General features: G+C 59.2%; 19 protein-coding genes. 11 read left to right on the plus strand and 8 right to left on the minus strand.

Features of this window, described 5'->3' with window-relative positions:
* Position 1 precedes the first annotated feature (1 nt).
* Entirely contained in the window at positions 2 to 1,354 is a 1,353-nt protein-coding gene (gene radA, locus ABYM29_RS02950) for a DNA repair protein RadA (RefSeq protein ID WP_372861908.1), read from the minus strand.
* Between the two features lie 78 nt (positions 1,355 to 1,432).
* Here radA and ABYM29_RS02955 point away from each other — a divergent pair, with 78 nt between their 5' ends.
* From ABYM29_RS02955 to tatC, 10 genes are all read left to right on the plus strand, one after another.
* Entirely contained in the window at positions 1,433 to 2,578 is a 1,146-nt protein-coding gene (locus ABYM29_RS02955; protein ID WP_372861911.1) for a DnaT-like ssDNA-binding domain-containing protein, read from the plus strand.
* Positions 2,579 to 2,582: 4 nt separating this feature from the next.
* Positions 2,583 to 3,155, plus strand: a complete 573-nt coding sequence (locus tag ABYM29_RS02960; protein ID WP_372861914.1) for a replication protein P — start codon at positions 2,583 to 2,585, stop codon at positions 3,153 to 3,155.
* 93 nt (positions 3,156 to 3,248) lie between these two features.
* Complete coding sequence (ubiE, locus tag ABYM29_RS02965) at positions 3,249 to 3,998, plus strand: bifunctional demethylmenaquinone methyltransferase/2-methoxy-6-polyprenyl-1,4-benzoquinol methylase UbiE (protein WP_372861917.1); 750 nt, start codon at positions 3,249 to 3,251, stop codon at positions 3,996 to 3,998.
* Positions 3,995 to 4,618: an SCP2 domain-containing protein gene (locus ABYM29_RS02970; protein ID WP_372861920.1), complete on the plus strand. Its 624-nt coding sequence runs from the start codon at positions 3,995 to 3,997 to the stop codon at positions 4,616 to 4,618. The genes ubiE and ABYM29_RS02970 overlap by 4 nt, the downstream gene beginning before the upstream one ends.
* Positions 4,619 to 4,633: 15 nt before the next feature.
* Complete coding sequence (gene ubiB / locus ABYM29_RS02975; protein ID WP_372861921.1) at positions 4,634 to 6,265, plus strand: ubiquinone biosynthesis regulatory protein kinase UbiB; 1,632 nt, start codon at positions 4,634 to 4,636, stop codon at positions 6,263 to 6,265.
* 41 nt (positions 6,266 to 6,306) lie between these two features.
* Positions 6,307 to 6,708 carry a phosphoribosyl-AMP cyclohydrolase gene (gene hisI / locus ABYM29_RS02980; protein WP_372861923.1) on the plus strand — a complete coding sequence of 134 codons (402 nt, stop codon included), beginning with the start codon at positions 6,307 to 6,309 and terminating at the stop codon, positions 6,706 to 6,708.
* Positions 6,698 to 7,054: a phosphoribosyl-ATP diphosphatase gene (locus tag ABYM29_RS02985; protein ID WP_372861926.1), complete on the plus strand. Its 357-nt coding sequence runs from the start codon at positions 6,698 to 6,700 to the stop codon at positions 7,052 to 7,054. The genes hisI and ABYM29_RS02985 overlap by 11 nt, the downstream gene beginning before the upstream one ends.
* Before the next feature lie 15 nt (positions 7,055 to 7,069).
* Positions 7,070 to 7,300 (plus strand): Sec-independent protein translocase subunit TatA, encoded by a 231-nt coding sequence (gene tatA / locus ABYM29_RS02990; protein ID WP_372861928.1) that lies wholly within the window; start codon positions 7,070 to 7,072, stop codon positions 7,298 to 7,300.
* Between the two features lie 3 nt (positions 7,301 to 7,303).
* Entirely contained in the window at positions 7,304 to 7,681 is a 378-nt protein-coding gene (gene tatB, locus ABYM29_RS02995; RefSeq protein WP_372861930.1) for a Sec-independent protein translocase protein TatB, read from the plus strand.
* Positions 7,678 to 8,439 (plus strand): twin-arginine translocase subunit TatC, encoded by a 762-nt coding sequence (gene tatC, locus ABYM29_RS03000; RefSeq protein ID WP_372861933.1) that lies wholly within the window; start codon positions 7,678 to 7,680, stop codon positions 8,437 to 8,439. Before tatB ends, tatC begins: the two co-directional genes overlap by 4 nt.
* An 18-nt stretch (positions 8,440 to 8,457) precedes the next feature.
* On the opposite strand, the gene dnaB is transcribed toward tatC, so the two are convergent.
* Entirely contained in the window at positions 8,458 to 9,870 is a 1,413-nt protein-coding gene (dnaB, locus tag ABYM29_RS03005) for a replicative DNA helicase (RefSeq protein WP_372861935.1), read from the minus strand.
* A 30-nt stretch (positions 9,871 to 9,900) separates the two neighbouring features.
* Between dnaB and ABYM29_RS03010 the strand changes: the two genes are divergently transcribed.
* On the plus strand, positions 9,901 to 10,029 hold the full coding sequence (locus ABYM29_RS03010; RefSeq protein ID WP_372861938.1) for a hypothetical protein: 129 nt from the start codon (positions 9,901 to 9,903) through the stop codon (positions 10,027 to 10,029).
* Here the strand turns inward: ABYM29_RS03010 and rplI are convergent, their stop codons facing one another.
* The 6 genes from rplI to rnr form a co-directional block, all read right to left on the minus strand.
* Complete coding sequence (gene rplI / locus ABYM29_RS03015) at positions 10,030 to 10,476, minus strand: 50S ribosomal protein L9 (RefSeq protein ID WP_372861940.1); 447 nt, start codon at positions 10,474 to 10,476, stop codon at positions 10,030 to 10,032. It abuts the gene before it with no gap.
* A 36-nt stretch (positions 10,477 to 10,512) separates the two neighbouring features.
* Entirely contained in the window at positions 10,513 to 11,331 is an 819-nt protein-coding gene (locus ABYM29_RS03020; RefSeq protein WP_372861943.1) for a hypothetical protein, read from the minus strand.
* A gap of 39 nt (positions 11,332 to 11,370) precedes the next feature.
* Positions 11,371 to 11,598, minus strand: coding sequence for a 30S ribosomal protein S18 (rpsR, locus tag ABYM29_RS03025; RefSeq protein ID WP_027874105.1), 228 nt, complete (start codon positions 11,596 to 11,598; stop codon positions 11,371 to 11,373).
* A 26-nt stretch (positions 11,599 to 11,624) separates the two neighbouring features.
* On the minus strand, positions 11,625 to 12,074 hold the full coding sequence (gene rpsF / locus ABYM29_RS03030) for a 30S ribosomal protein S6 (protein WP_372861945.1): 450 nt from the start codon (positions 12,072 to 12,074) through the stop codon (positions 11,625 to 11,627).
* 157 nt (positions 12,075 to 12,231) lie between these two features.
* Positions 12,232 to 12,963, minus strand: a complete 732-nt coding sequence (gene rlmB / locus ABYM29_RS03035; RefSeq protein WP_372861948.1) for a 23S rRNA (guanosine(2251)-2'-O)-methyltransferase RlmB — start codon at positions 12,961 to 12,963, stop codon at positions 12,232 to 12,234.
* 78 nt (positions 12,964 to 13,041) lie between these two features.
* Positions 13,042 to 15,459 (minus strand): ribonuclease R, encoded by a 2,418-nt coding sequence (gene rnr, locus ABYM29_RS03040; protein WP_372861951.1) that lies wholly within the window; start codon positions 15,457 to 15,459, stop codon positions 13,042 to 13,044.
* Positions 15,460 to 15,465 lie beyond the last annotated feature (6 nt).

The raw sequence follows: 15,465 nt of genomic DNA on the forward strand, positions 1-15,465 counted from the left end.
GTCACAGCGCCTCGATGGCCTCGGCAAGCGTGCTCACCGCCACCACCTCCATGCCAATGTCGCCGCGCGGCGCATTGGCTTTGGGCACGATGGCGCGACTAAAGCCGTGTTTACGCGCCTCCTGTAGGCGCTCCTGACCACTGGGCACCGGACGAATTTCGCCCGACAGGCCAACTTCCCCAAACACCACCAAATCTTCCGCTAATGGCCGGTCGCGAAAGCTCGACACAATGGCAAATAGCAGCGCCAAATCCGCACCGGTTTCCAGCACTTTAACGCCACCCACCACATTCACAAACACATCCTGGTCACCCAATTGCAAACCGCCGTGGCGGTGCAGCACCGCCAACAGCATGGCCAAACGATTTTGCTCCAAACCAACAGCCACGCGCCTGGGATTGCCGTAATTACTCTCGTCAACCAGCGCCTGAATCTCCACCAGCAGTGGCCGGGTACCCTCCCAAACCACCATCACCACACTGCCCGCGGCCTGCACCTCACTGCGGTTAAGGAAAATCGCCGAGGGATTGCGCACCTCTTTCAAACCTTCTCCGGTCATCGCAAAGACCCCCAGCTCATTAACCGCCCCAAAGCGGTTTTTATGGCCCCGCAAGGTGCGATAACGACTGTCACTACCCCCCTCAAACATAATGGAACAGTCGATAATATGCTCTAACACCTTCGGCCCAGCCAGCGCGCCGTCCTTGGTGACATGCCCGACCATAATCAGCACGGTATTACTCTGCTTGGCAAAGCGCGTCAGCGCCGCCGCACACTCGCGCACCTGCGACACACTGCCGGGAGCCGAACTCGCCTGTTCGCTATGCAACACCTGAATAGAATCCACGACCAACACCGCAGGGCGATGCTGCACCGCCTGCGCAAGAATCGCCTCCAGACTGGTTTCTGAATACAGCTGCAGCTCGTCGGCCGCCAAACCCAGCCGCCGCGCGCGCAACGCCACCTGCTGCAGTGACTCCTCACCAGTCACATACAAACAACTGCGCGCCGCCGCCAAGCGACACAACACCTGAAGCAGCAAGGTACTTTTTCCGGCGCCGGGGTGCCCCCCCAGCAATACTGCAGACCCCGGCACAAAGCCACCACCCAGCACCCGATCCAACTCTTCATAGCCACTGGCAATCCTCGGCAAGTCCTCGACCCGCACACTGGCCAAACTCTGCAGCTCGCCCACCGCACCGGCATAACCTTTACGCGCAGCTCCCGCTACCGCCGGGCCAAGACGCACCTCGGCCAAGGTATTCCACGCCCCGCAGTCCTGACACTGCCCCTGCCATTTGCCGTGTTCCGAACCGCAATCATTGCAAACATAGGCGGTTTTATTTCTGGCCATCACGCTGTGCTCCGCTGTTTTGCTGACAGGGCAGGCACCATGCCCGTACAATACTCTGTCACCTGAGGATTTTAATAAATGTCGGCGCCACTACTGGAAAGACCCCTGCTAGTATCGCCCACTCTGGCCGCCACTATCGGCCTGGAGGGCGCGCTGTTATACCAGCTATTGGCTGAGTGGCAACCGCTTTTGGAAAGCCGGCCACGCCAGGGTCAAGACTGGCACCTGCTCGACCGCCAGCGGCTTGAGGAACAACTGCCGTTCTGGCAGAGCAGCGAGATCGACCGACAACTGCAGCAACTGCACGACCAGGGGCTCATTATTATCGGCGGTGCGCTAATCAGCAATGCTCGCAATATTCGCTTCGCGCTGCCCAGCCGCCAAGGCGGGACAGCGCCAAAACCCAGACCAGCCGCCCCCGCAGCGACCACCAGAAGCCCAGTAATAAACAGCGCGCGCCCTCAACAGCCGGTACCTGGCCGCCAGCTAATCAGCGCCGAGTGGCGCCCAGATCCCGCCGCCATTGAATACCTAACCCGCTTCGGCCGGATCAGCAGCGAATTTATCGACGCCTGCCTGCCCGAATTCATCGCCCACTACCGCGAAAGCGGCGAAGCACGCAGCTCCTGGAGCAGCACGTTTAGTCAGTACGTCAGCCGACGCTGGAAAAAGCAACAGTACGCAGACATTGAGCAGGCTAAAAACCAGCCCATCGACAGCGATTGGCGACCCAGCCACGACGCCCTGGATATCTTACTGCGCGACAATATCAGCCAGCATTTTATCGAAGACGCCATCCCCGAATTTATTCTTTACTGGCGCGAACGCGGCACCCTAGACAGCAATTGGAACTCGCGCTTTCTGCAGCATATTCGTCTGCAATGGGCCCGCTACACCAACGCCGTCAGTCACGAACAGGCCTTTGTGCCGATTAGCAACAACTGGCAACCTAGCCCCGAGGTCTTCGAGATACTGCGCATGGCGCGCATTGACGCCGACTTCGCTCGCCAGCAGGTAGCAGAATTCATCCTGTTTTGGCGAGACAGTGGCCAGGCACAACGCTCCTGGAATACAAAATTTTTGCAACATGTAAAATACCGCTGGGCACACAGCCACCAACTGGACAAACACGATGCGAGACAGCAAAGAGCTTCTGGATCAGGCCAAGCAGCAACTGGCTTCATCGACAAGCACACCGACCGCAGCTGGGCCGACGGCCTCTGAACCAATGCCCGACAAGGGCGCGGTGATCGACGCCATCAACCGCATGTTCGCGGAGTTTGAGCTGGTTTATCACAACCAGTACAACAAGGCCTTCGCCAATAGCGAAAAGCTGTCCTACGCCAAAAAACTCTGGTTCAGCAACCTCTGCCATATTCCCCCTGAGCAAATTACCGCAGCCTGCCACCGCGCCATCCGCGAGTCAGAATTTCTGCCTACGATCAAGGGCATCCTAAAATACTGCGAGCCCGACGACCGCGAGCTGGGCCTACCCGACCCACACAGCGCCTACGTGGAAGCCTGCCGCGCACCGTCACCCAAGAACGACTACCGCTGGTCGCACCCTGCGGTTTATCACGCAGGCCGCCAAAGCGACTGGTACTTCCTCGCCAACAACAGCGAGCAACAAGCCTTTCCGGTTTTTCGCCGTCACTATCAAGCACTCTGCGAGCAGGTGCGCAAAGGCCAGGCACTCAACCCGCCGCAGCCCGAGGCCCTGCCAGAGCCCGAGCCGCGACCACTGGCCCCCGAAGAGCAGCGCCGCCGCATGAGGGAAATGCGCAACAAACTCGATATCTGACACGACGGCCGTGCAGGCCGCCGCCTCAGCAGATACAATAGCGCTCGCATTATTAGCGACAGAGTCCTATCCAGCCCCGCGGAATACACGATTATGGCAGACGACAAAACCACCCACTTCGGCTTTAAAACCGTCAACCGAGGCGACAAGGTCAATATGGTCGCAGGCGTCTTCCACTCGGTGGCCGGCAAATACGACCTGATGAACGACCTGATGTCCGGCGGCATCCACCGTCTGTGGAAGCGCTTCACCATTGAGCTATCCGGCGTGCGCCGCGGCAATGCGGTACTCGACATCGCTGGCGGCACCGGCGACCTGGCCGCCAAATTCAGCCGCATCGTCGGCAGCGAAGGCAAAGTGGTACTGGCCGACATCAACGACTCGATGCTCAAAGTGGGCCGCGAAAAACTCACCAACCGCGGCATTGTCGGCAACATCGAATACGTCCAGGCCAATGCCGAATGCCTGCCCTTCCCAGACAACAGCTTCGACTGCATTACCATCGCCTTTGGGCTGCGCAACGTCACCGACAAGGACGCCGCCCTGCGCTCCATGCTGAGAGTCCTCAAGCCCGGCGGACGCCTGCTGGTATTAGAATTTTCCAAGCCGACCAACGAGCTGATGAGTAAGGTCTACGACCGCTACTCCTTCGATATTTTGCCGCGCATGGGCAAGCTGATCACCAATGACGAAGACAGCTACCGCTACCTCGCAGAAAGCATTCGCATGCACCCCGATCAAGAAACCCTGAAAGCCATGATGACCGAGGCCGGCTTTGCCGAGGTGCGCTACCACAATATGACGGCCGGCGTCGTCGCCGTGCACCGGGGCATCAAACCTTGATACCGCCGATTCTAAGCAGCACGGCGCTAAGCGGCCTGGAAGACGCCGTCAACCGCGCGCTGCAGCTAGACCCCAGCAGTGGCGCCAAATTGGCGCAGCTCGACGGCGAACGCTTTGCCCTTGAACTGCTCGAACCCGACCTCAATCTCGGCCTGGTCGTCAGCGGCTCGCGACTCAAGTTAATGCTTGAGGCACCGACACCGGCCAGTACCGCGCTGCGCGGTCGCTGGAGCGAATTCGCCACCGTGGCCAGCGCCAAAGACCCCGGCGCCGCGCTGATCAATGGCAATATTCAAGTCAGCGGCGACACCGCACCACTGCTGGCCCTGCGCAAATTACTGGCCGAGCTAGAGCTGGACTGGGAGCAACCACTGGCCGACACCTTTGGTGACATTGCCGCCCACCAAATCGGTCGCGGCCTGCGCGCCGGGCACAAATGGCTGCGGCACACCGGCAAAAACCTACGGCGTCAGCTCGGCGACTTTCTACTGGAAGAAAGCCGCCTGCTACCCCACCCGCTGCAGGCCGAAGCCCTATTTCGCGACATCGATGCAGTCAGCGCTCGCAGCGAACGACTGGAAGCCAAACTTCGCCGGCTACAGCAGCGCCTGAAGCCCTAGAGCAAGGAATACAACATGGGCCTGCGACGGCTGCTCGCCATCCTCGTCATCATCTGTCGCTACCGCGTCGACCTGCTAATCCCCCGGGAGCAGCTGCCGCTGCGCGCAAGACTATTATTGCGCTTCGGCCCCTGGCGCCTCTGCCCCGCGCCGCCGCTGAGCCGCGGCCAGCGCCTGCGCTTAGCACTGGAATCCCTGGGCCCCATCTTCATTAAATTTGGCCAACTCCTGTCCACCCGCCGCGACCTGCTGCCCGACGACGTCGCCGATGAGCTGGCCCACCTGCAAGACCGCGTCCCACCCTTTCCCAGCGAACAGGCGGTCGCGGTTATTGAGAAAGCACTAGGCCAAAGCGTCGATGCGGTTTTCGAGCAATTTGAACGCGAGGCATTGGCCTCCGCATCCATTGCCCAAGTACACTGCGCAACACTCAAAACCGGCCAGCAAGTCGTTGTTAAAGTGGTGCGCCCAGGTATCAAGCGCACCATTGGCGAAGACATCAAGCTGATGCAAAGCATCGCCCGCTTAGTCCACCGCCACCTGCCCGATGGTCGGCGACTGCGTCCCGAAGAGCTGGTCGAAGACTACCGACACACCATCTACGACGAACTGGATCTGCAGCGCGAAGGCGCCAACACCTCACAGCTGCGCCGCAACTTCGCTGACTCCGAAGTGCTCTACGTGCCCGATGTCTACTGGGACTACACTCGCCGCAATGTCCTGGTTATGGAACGCATCCACGGCACACCGGTTACCGATGTCGACACCCTGAAGGCCCAGGGCACCGATATGAAGAAGCTCGCCGAGCGCGGCGTAGAAATCTTCTTTACCCAAGTCTTCCGCGACAGCTTCTTTCACGCCGACATGCACCCCGGCAATATCTTTGTGGCAGAGGGTCGCCCGCAATCACCGCAATACATCGCCATCGACTGCGCCATTATTGGCAGCCTCAGCGACTTCGACCAGTACTACCTGGCTCGCAATCTACTGGCAATCTTCCAACGCAACTACCGCGAAGTGGCCGAATTACATGTGGAATGCGGCTGGGTTCCCGCACACACCAAGGTCCACGAATTCGAAGCCGCGATCCGCAGCGTCAGCGAACCCATTTTTGAAAAGCCGCTGGCAGACATCTCATTTGGCCAATTACTGGTCTATTTATTCCAGACCGCCAGACGCTTTGACATGGAGGTACAGCCCTCGCTAGTTCTGCTGCAAAAAACCCTGCTAAATGTCGAGGGCCTAGGCCGCCAGCTCTACCCACAACTGGACCTCTGGGCCACCGCCATGCCCTTCCTGGAACGCTGGGTGCGCGACCGCTACTCGCCACAAAGCATGTTGAAGCGCGTCAGTCACCGCCTGCCCGGCTGGCTGGAACAACTGCCCCAACTGCCCGAGGCACTGCTTGAGCGCGGCCACTTCCCTCAACAAGACCCACAAGAGGCGTTTCGACAACAGCTCCAGCACAGCGAACAACAAGCCGCGCTGCGCGAACGCCGCGCCCGCAACCAACGGCTGGGCATTGTCGCGCTGCTGGGCGCCGCGCTGCTGGCCGATCCGGAGATCAGCCTGAACCTGCAAAATCTGCCCAGCAGTAGCTTGGCACTGGCAGCCGCCGGCCTGTATTTCTTAATTCGCTCCCGCTGAGTTAAAGTAAGCGGCCTGTAATACTAACCGGATACTGTGTAATGCCCGCGCCCAACAGCAAGCACTGGCTAGATGAAGTAAAGTGGAATAACGACGGTCTTGTCGCCGCCATTGCGCAAGATATACACAGCGGCCGCGTGCTGATGATGGCGTGGATGAATCGCGAGTCACTGGCGCTTACCATTCGCGAACAACGCGCTATCTACTGGTCACGCTCTCGCCAGGCACTGTGGCGCAAGGGCGAGAGCTCAGGCCACGTACAAGTCCTTCACGATATCGCCCTGGACTGCGATGGCGACACCCTGTTATTACAGGTAGAGCAAATAGGCGACATTGCCTGCCACACCGGCCGCCAAAGTTGTTTTTACCGCGGCCTACAGGATGAGCAATGGCAAAGCCGAGAGCCGATACTTAAAGACCCGGATCAAATTTATGACAAATAAGCTGCACAGCGACCCCCTGCTGACCCAACTCGACGCCGTACTGGCCGAGCGCAAACAGGCCGACGCCGACAGCTCCTACGTGGCCAGTCTGTACCACAAGGGCTTGAACAAGATTTTGGAAAAAGTCGGTGAAGAGGCCGTCGAAACCGTCATCGCCGCCAAAGACGCGGAGCGCAGCGGCGACCTCAGCGAGGTGATCTACGAAACCGCCGACCTGTGGTTTCACAGCATGGTCATGCTACAAACACTGGGCGCCGACCACGGCGATATCTTAAATGAGCTGGCGCGACGCTTTGGCCTATCCGGCCACGAAGAAAAAGCACAACGCGGCAATAACGACAAGTAAATGAGGTAAACAGTTATGGGACTGGGCGGTATTAGTATCTGGCAACTGCTGATCATTCTGGCAATCGTAGTGCTGCTGTTCGGCACAAAGAAACTGAAAAATATTGGCAGTGACTTGGGCGGCGCAGTCAAAGGCTTTAAAGACAGCCTCGACGGCGACGACGACAAAGCCAAAAACCTGGAAAACAAAGAAGCCGACGAAGACCCCAGCAAAGCCGACAGCGAACACAAGAACGAGTCAAAATAATCCATGTTTGACATCGGCTTTTCAGAGCTGCTGCTGATCGCTGTGCTCGCCTTACTCGTGCTAGGCCCCGAACGCCTGCCCAGTGCAGTGCGCACCATCAGCCTTTGGCTGGGGCGACTCCGACGCAGCTTTGCCAGCATTCGCCAGGAGATTGAACGAGAAGTTGGCGCCGACGAAATTCGCCGACAATTACACAACGAGTCGATCATGGCCTCGCTGAAAGAAAGCAAGCAGAAGCTGCAGAGTGATCTCGACAGCGCCGCAGACCAGGTGCGTGCGGCTGAGCGCTCACTGACTGGCAGCCACGCCGACAGCGCGCCGTCGCCCAACGACGACCCCAGCCGCGGCGACAAGCCCGACAACCACGACAAGACGCCATGAGTATCGACGCCGATCAGGATCAGGGGCAGCCGCTGATCGCCCACCTTACCGAACTGCGCGACCGCCTGCTGCGGATAGTATTAGCGGTGTTGATTTGCGCCCTGGCCCTGATGCCATTCTCTGCAGAGATCTATACTTTTGTCTCCCAGCCCCTGCAACAATACCTGCCGCCCGGCGGCGGCATGATCGCCACCGAGATCGCCTCAACCTTTCTCGCGCCCTTTAAATTGGTGCTGGTTGCCGCAATCTGCCTGGCCATTCCGGTGATACTCCACCAACTTTGGGCCTTTATTTCACCCGGCATGTACCGCCACGAAAAGCGCCTAGCCGTGCCGCTGCTGGCATCGAGTGTCGTGCTCTTCTACCTAGGGCTAGCCTTCGCCTATGTCGTGGTATTTCCACTGGTATTTGGTTTCTTCAGCAGTATTGCGCCAGAAGGCGTGGCTTATACCCCGGACATCTCCCGCTTTTTGGACACCGCGCTTAAGTTATTTCTGGCTTTCGGCGTTGCCTTTGAAATCCCCATCGCCACCGTATTGCTAATCAGCGCCGGCGTCACCAGCGCCGACAAACTCGCCGCCAAGCGGGCCTATGTCATCGTCGGCTGTTTTGTAGCCGGCATGCTGCTTACGCCACCCGACGTGATCTCACAAATGCTATTGGCACTGCCGATGTGGCTGTTGTTTGAGGTGGGAATTTTCTTTGGTCGCTTCACTCAGTCGCGCCCAAAGGCTGACGACCAGCAGCCGTCGCTGTAGACCGGCACAACTAACTACTTAGTAGCCGGCATCGTCGTAGTCGCCAAAGGCGAGATTTTCGAAACGGGTGAATTTGCCGATAAAGCCCAGGCGCGCGGTGCCAATCGGGCCATTACGCTGCTTGCCGATAATGATTTCCGCCACCCCCTTGTCCTGAGTTTCCTCGTTGTAGACCTCGTCGCGATAGATAAACATAATCACGTCGGCATCCTGCTCGATCGCGCCAGATTCCCGCAGATCCGAGTTAACCGGCCGCTTGTTGGGCCGCTGCTCCAGGGCCCGGTTCAACTGCGACAGGGCGATCACCGGGCAGTCGAACTCCTTGGCAATGCCCTTCAATGACCGGGAAATTTCCGAGATTTCCGCGGTGCGCCCCTCGCTGCCTTTACCCGCCACCTGCATCAGCTGGAGGTAATCGAGCATGATCATGCCGATGCTGCCGTGCTCACGCAGTACCTTGCGCGCCCGCGAGCGCACCTCGGTGGGCGTCAGTGCCGCCGTATCATCAATAAACAGAGGGCGATCTTTGAGCTTGCTGACCGCAGCGCTCAGCTTCGGCCAATCTTCCTCTTCCAGTTTACCGCTGCGCACCCGCCCCTGATCAATCTTACCCACCGACGACAACATCCTCATCATCAGCTGATTGGCGGGCATCTCCATACTGAACACCAGCACCGGCTGATCGTAGCGCAGCAGCACATTTTCAACCAGGTTCATGGCGAACGTGGTTTTACCCATCGACGGACGCGCCGCCACAATCACCAGATCGGACTTCTGCATGCCCGAGGTCATCTCATCGAGCTTTTCAAAGCCGGTGCTGAGTCCGGTAATCGCGTCATCGTTATTAAACAGCTCGTCAATTTTATCGACGGCCTGTTTCAACAGGGGGTTGATCGGCTCCAGACCACCGGCTTTTGGGCGCTCCTCCGCGATCTGCATGATGCAGCGCTCAGCCTCGTCCAACACCTCGTCGCTGCTGCGCCCCTCGGGGTTGAAGCTGGTATCGGCGATGGCGTTGGCGGCGGAAATCAGCGAGCGAAAAATCGCCCGTTCACGCACCGCCTGGGCATAGGCGCGAATATTGGCCACCGACGGCGTGGCGCCGGCGATTTCTGCCAGATAGGCCGTGCCACCCACCGACTCCAGCTCACCATTACGGGCTAAAGTCTCGGCCAGGGTAACCACATCAATCGGCTGCTCCTGCGCGACCAAGCGGGCCATGCAGGCAAAAATAAGGCGGTGCTCAGGACGGAAGAAGTCGCCCTCGCCGACCATGTCGGCCACCGAGTCCCAAACATCGCCGGCGATCATCAGACCGCCGAGCACCGACTGCTCCGCCTCCAGCGAGTGCGGTGGCAGCTTCAGTTTGGCAAAGTCGCCATCATCAAACTCTGGCGGCGCTTCAGATTCAGGATAGGCGTCGGTTTGCACGGACACACTCACAGGCTATGGGGTCGGCCATTGTGGCAAAAAAAAAACGCGCCGACCAGCGAGGCCGCACGCGTTCTTCACAGCGATCACCGCCGCGAGCCCCAGCCCGCCACCGATCACGCCAATGCACTACAGGGCAGCGAACTGCCCCAGGGCTGATTACTCAGCAACAACCGCCAGTGCAACATTTTGCACCACATCACTGTGTACTTGGATAGCAATTTCATAGCTACCAATTTCACGAATGGGGCCTTCTGGCATACGCACTTCGCTTTTGTTCACTTCAACGCCAGCAGCAGTGATTGCCTCAGCAATGTCGCGAGTACCAATAGAGCCGAACAGCTTACCGCCCTCACCTGCATTCGCCTCAATAGTTGCAGACACTTCGGCCAACTTCGCGGCACGGGCTTCAGCTTCAGCACGCTTTTCAGCGGCAGCAGCTTCCAGCTCGGCACGGCGGGCTTCAAAAGTTGCAACATTCGCGTCGGTGGCAGGAACTGCCTTGCCGAAAGGAATGAGGAAGTTACGGCCGTAGCCGGATTTTACATTTACCTGGTCGCCCAGGTTGCCCAGCTTGCCAATTTTCTCAAGCAGAATCACTTGCATGGTTCTAACCCTCTTCTGCGCGCCTGTCTCGAGGCTCTACTGAGCCGTCGGCAAACGCCGTCTGATATCAATCCAACTATCTACAATCGCTGCCAATATCAGCACCGCCCACAGCGGTCCAAACAATAACAGCGCGATATAAAACACCACCAACCATACGCGGCCCAGCGCCAGTCGCCCGACAAGCCCGTGTACCAGTGACAGCCCCGCCGCAATGAGCGGCAACAAACACATCACCCCCCAAAAGCGGTAAACCTCGCCAGCCTGGCTAAACAGCAACATCGCCGCCACCAACACCACCGTGACTACCGCCGGCAAGCGCAAAGACCACATCTCTTCGCGAAAACCACCGGGGTTGTACAGCAACGCCTGCCACCAGCGCGCCAACATTAGCGCCAGCCCGCTCCACAGCACCGTACTGCTGCCAATCACTGCGGCAATATCACCGGTCAGGATTTGTGGCAGCTGGCCGCGGGACTGGGTCTGCAACTGGTCCAGCATTGGCTGCACCGTCGCCAGAATCCCGGCCAAGTAGTCCTGGGCGCTGTGGTACAAAATCAGCGCACTGACCAAACCACCGACCACCGCCGCGCAAAGCGCCAGCGGCCAAGAACGGCTACTGCGCAATACTTCCGCAGCCACCGCCGACACCAACAACATGCACAGCGGACCGACATCCTGGCCGTAACTCAGTACAGCTATGGCTGGCAACAGCGCCCAAAATACGACAAAGGCGCCTTCGGTCATGCCCTTTCTCAGGGTAACCAGGGCAGCCGCCGCAGCGCCGACCCAGGCAAACATCAAGCTGCCAATCCCCAGACCAGCGACCGCGACTGCCTGGAGGCGCCCTTTCATAATGAACTCTGCTAAGGGGCGCATGGCTAACCGCCCAGCTTATTTATGGCTGTCGGTGTACGGCAGCAGTGCCAGAAAACGCGCGCGTTTAATCGCGGTAGACAGCTGGCGCTGATACTTGGCATTAGTCCCGGTAATACGGCTGGGAACAATTTTGCCCGTTTCTGAAACATAGGCCTTCAAGGTATCCAGATCTTTGTAATCGATCTGCTTAACACCTTCCGCGGTGAAGCGGCAAAACTTACGACGACGGAAAAAACGTGCCATCTCTTAAATCCTCACTTAATCCGCAATTATTCAGCGTTATTTTCAGCAGCCGGAGCGGCTTCTGAAGATTCAGACTGATCATTTGACTGCTCGCTGTCACGGCGCTCAGTACGCTCACCGCGCTGATCACTGCGGCTGCGACGCTCACGGCTCTCTTTCTCAGCCTTCATGATTGGCGACTCTTCAGTCACGGCTTCATCTTGGCGGATGATGAGGTTACGCAGAACGGCATCGTTGTAGCGGAAGTTAGTGGTCAGCTCATCAATGGCTTCGGCGCTGGCTTCAGCGTTGATCAGCACATAGTGGGCCTTGTGGATTTTGTTGATCGGGTAAGCCAGTTGACGACGGCCCCAATCTTCCAGGCGGTGAACTTTACCGCCATCTTTTTCGATAGCCTGGGTATAACGCTCGACCATACCAGGTACCTGTTCGCTCTGATCCGGGTGGACCAGGAACACGATTTCGTAGTGACGCATTGTATGCTCCTTACGGGTTAAGCCACCCTTTATGGTGTGGCAAGGAGGGCAAGCCAGCCGCTGGCGGCGGGTTTACCGTTAAAACAAGAGCGCGAATTCTAGGCAAGCGCCTGAGCAGATGCAAGCAATTCGCGCATTTTTTAATCAAATCGCGCGATTACAGCCGCTGGCGCACCGCCTCAAACAGGCACACCCCGGTCGCCACCGACACATTTAAGCTGCTCACCTCGCCGGCCATCGGCAGGTGGGCGAGATAGTCGCACTGCTCGCGGGTCAGGCGCCTCATGCCCGCGCCCTCGGCGCCCATAATCAACGCCACCGGGCCGCGCAAGTCGCAGTCGTAAAGCGACTGCGTGGCCTCGCCCGCCAGCCCCACCGTCCACACACCGGCCTCTTGCAGCTGACGCAGGCAGCGCGCCAGGTTCGTCACCTGCACAAAGGGCACCGCTTCCGCGGCGCCACAGGCGACTTTGCGCACCGTGGCATTGAGACTGGCGGAGTTATCCTTGGGCGCAATCACCGCCGTTACCCCCGCCGCATCGGCGCTGCGCAGGCAGGCGCCGAGATTGTGAGGATCCGTCACCCCGTCGAGCACCAACAGCAGTGCACGGCCACCGGCCTCTGCTACCAAGCCCGGCAAATCTTTTTCATGGGCCTGGGCGGGCGCCTCGGCCTGCGCCACCACCCCCTGATGCCGGCCATCGACCATCTCGTCCAGGGCCTTGCGCGAGCATTCGCGCACTAAAATACCGTGGCGCTGCGCCAACGCCAGCACCGCCGCCAGCCGCTTGTCGCGACGCCCCTCCATAACCAGAATTTCGCTGACACTCGCAGGTCGGCGCTGCAGTGCCGTGGTCACGGCATGCAAGCCAAAAATCTGTTCTTTCACTGTGTTTCCTATCTCAAACGAGCCCTGCTGGCAGCGGCCCTCTATGACCGCTGCCGACAAACGCTAAAACCCTTGCAACTAGCGGCGGCGCTTCTTGCCCGTGCCCGCTTTCTTGGCAGCGGCACCGTCTTTAGCACCCGCCTTTGACGCCTTGCCGCGACCGCGACCCGACTTGCCAGATTTCCCCGCCTTGGCGGCTGGCACCTGCCCCTTGGCCAGGGCCTCGCGCACCGAGGGCTTGCGGCGGCGCTTTTCCTCACCGACCGCCATCCCGAGATCGACTTTTCGCTCGTCCAAGTCAACGCTGAGCACCTGCACCTTGAGACTGTCCCCGAGCTGATAAACCCGCCGACTGCGCTCACCCACCAGCCGCTGATGCGCCTGGTCAAACTGGTAATAGTCCTGGGGCAAGGCCGAGATATGCAGTAAACCCTCGATGTACAAGTCCTGCAGCTCAACAAACAGCCCGAAACCGGTTACCGCCGCAATCACGCCGTCAAACTCACTGCCGACATGCTCCAGCAAAAACTCACACTTGAGGAAAGCCATCACATCGCGACTGGCGTCGTCAGCACGGCGCTCTGCGGTCGAGCAGTGCTCGCCCAAGGTCAGCAGCGCTGCCATGTCATAGGGGTAGATCTTCTTCTGCGGCAGCGCTGGCGCACCCTTCACCGGCTTAAAGCATTTGGGCGCCTTGCCGCCGCCATTGCGCAACAGGTAACGCAGCGCGCGGTGCACCAGCAAGTCCGGATAGCGGCGAATCGGCGAGGTAAAATGGGTGTAGCCGCTGTAATTCAGCCCGAAGTGACCGTCGTTGTCCGGCTGGTACACCGCCTGACTGAGCGAACGCAGCATCATCGTCTGAATCATCTGCCCGTCGGGGCGCTCTTTCAAACTGGCCAGCAGCTTCTGATAATCACTGGGTGAGGGGTCATCCCCGCCCTTCAAGCCCAAACCAATCTCAGCGAGAAACTCGCGCAGATTGCTCAGCTTCTGTTCAGAGGGGCCGTTGTGCACCCTAAACAGCGCCTCCAGCCCCGACTTTTCCAGCGTCTTGGCCGTGGCCACATTGGCGATCAGCATGCACTCTTCAATCATCCGGTGGGCATCGTGGCGATGCACCGGCACAATCGCATCGATACGCTTCTCGTCGTCAAAAACGATGCGCGTCTCAACGGTTTCAAAATCGATGGCGCCGCGCTTGCTGCGGGCATCACGCAGGGCAGAATAAAGCTTGTGCAGCTCCTTTAACTGGGGCAGCAGCTTGTGGTGACGACCGCTGTCTTTCGCCGGATCTGCCCCCTCAACCTTCAACATCGCGCCGACTTCGTTATAGGTCAGCCGCGCATGGGAGCGCATAACGCCTTCGTAAAACTGGTAGCCACTGAGACGCCCGCGCGCACTGATGGTCATTTCACAGACCATGCACAGACGATCCACCTCCGGGTTCAGCGAACACAGGCCGTTGGACAGGGCCTCCGGCAACATCGGCACTACCCGATCGGGAAAATACACCGAGGTCGCGCGGCGGTGAGCCTCGGCGTCCAGCGCCGAACCGATGGCCACATAGTGGGAAACATCCGCAATAGCCACCCACAGGCGCCAGCCGCCAAAGCGCTTTTTCTCGCAATACACAGCGTCGTCAAAATCCCGCGCATCTTCGCCGTCGATGGTCACCAGGGGCAACTTGCGCAAGTCGACCCGGTGCGTCTTATCGGCTTCGGCAGGTGCACTGCCAAAACGCCGCGCTTCCTCCTCCACCGCATCCGGCCATTCAAAGGGGATTTCATGGCTGCGCAGCGCCAGCTCGGTGGCCACACCCACCGTCGCTGGGTCGCCCAGCACCTCGACTACCTTGCCCTGGGCCTGTTGGCGCATACCCGGCTGACGGGTAATCGCCACCATTACAAAATCGTTTTCGCGCGCACCCTGGGTATCGTCATCTTCCAGCGCAACCCAATTCTGGATACGGCTGTTATCCGGCACCACCATCCAGCGACCGCGATGGTTCATCAATTTGCCCACCAGCTGCTGGGTGTTGCGCTCAAGCACCTCTACCACCACGCCCTCGCGGCGGCCACGGCTATCGCTGCCCGTGACTTCGACAGACACCACATCGCCATCAAACAGCTGTTGCATCTGCCGGCTGTGCAGGTAGACATCCTCGTCATCCTCCACCAGCACAAAGCCAAAACCATCGCGATGACCCTGAACCCGGCCGCGAATCGCCTCGCCAGCGACCGGCGCCATCAACTTGCCCCGACGCCCCTCAATCAGCTGACCATCGCGCAACATCGCTTTGATGCGCCGGCGCAGCCCTTCCTCCTGCTCTTCGCCAGAAATATCCAGACGCTTGCGCAGCGCAGCCGCCGTCATGCCCTGCTCAGAGTTGCTTAATTGCTCAAGAATGTATTCGCGACTGGGCACAGGGTTTTCATAGCGTTCAGCTTCACGAGCGGCGTGGGGATCATTGTGTTGATTGCGGCCTTTTGGCATGCAGTG

Source organism: Spongiibacter sp., assembly GCF_041602295.1.
Lineage (GTDB): Bacteria > Pseudomonadota > Gammaproteobacteria > Pseudomonadales > Spongiibacteraceae > Spongiibacter.

Bases quoted from the DNA above. Each gene is read 5' to 3' on its own strand.
- radA (WP_372861908.1), bottom strand. From the start codon at position 1,354: ATGGCCAGAAATAAAACCGCCTATGTTTGCAATGATTGCGGTTCGGAA.
- ABYM29_RS02955 (WP_372861911.1), top strand. From the start codon at position 1,433: ATGTCGGCGCCACTACTGGAAAGACCCCTGCTAGTATCGCCCACTCTG.
- ABYM29_RS02960 (WP_372861914.1), top strand. From the start codon at position 2,583: ATGCCCGACAAGGGCGCGGTGATCGACGCCATCAACCGCATGTTCGCG.
- ubiE (WP_372861917.1), top strand. From the start codon at position 3,249: ATGGCAGACGACAAAACCACCCACTTCGGCTTTAAAACCGTCAACCGA.
- ubiB (WP_372861921.1), top strand. From the start codon at position 4,634: ATGGGCCTGCGACGGCTGCTCGCCATCCTCGTCATCATCTGTCGCTAC.
- hisI (WP_372861923.1), top strand. From the start codon at position 6,307: ATGCCCGCGCCCAACAGCAAGCACTGGCTAGATGAAGTAAAGTGGAAT.
- ABYM29_RS02985 (WP_372861926.1), top strand. From the start codon at position 6,698: ATGACAAATAAGCTGCACAGCGACCCCCTGCTGACCCAACTCGACGCC.
- tatA (WP_372861928.1), top strand. From the start codon at position 7,070: ATGGGACTGGGCGGTATTAGTATCTGGCAACTGCTGATCATTCTGGCA.
- tatB (WP_372861930.1), top strand. From the start codon at position 7,304: ATGTTTGACATCGGCTTTTCAGAGCTGCTGCTGATCGCTGTGCTCGCC.
- tatC (WP_372861933.1), top strand. From the start codon at position 7,678: ATGAGTATCGACGCCGATCAGGATCAGGGGCAGCCGCTGATCGCCCAC.
- rplI (WP_372861940.1), bottom strand. From the start codon at position 10,476: ATGCAAGTGATTCTGCTTGAGAAAATTGGCAAGCTGGGCAACCTGGGC.
- ABYM29_RS03020 (WP_372861943.1), bottom strand. From the start codon at position 11,331: ATGAAAGGGCGCCTCCAGGCAGTCGCGGTCGCTGGTCTGGGGATTGGC.
- rpsR (WP_027874105.1), bottom strand. From the start codon at position 11,598: ATGGCACGTTTTTTCCGTCGTCGTAAGTTTTGCCGCTTCACCGCGGAA.
- rpsF (WP_372861945.1), bottom strand. From the start codon at position 12,074: ATGCGTCACTACGAAATCGTGTTCCTGGTCCACCCGGATCAGAGCGAA.
- rnr (WP_372861951.1), bottom strand. From the start codon at position 15,459: ATGCCAAAAGGCCGCAATCAACACAATGATCCCCACGCCGCTCGTGAA.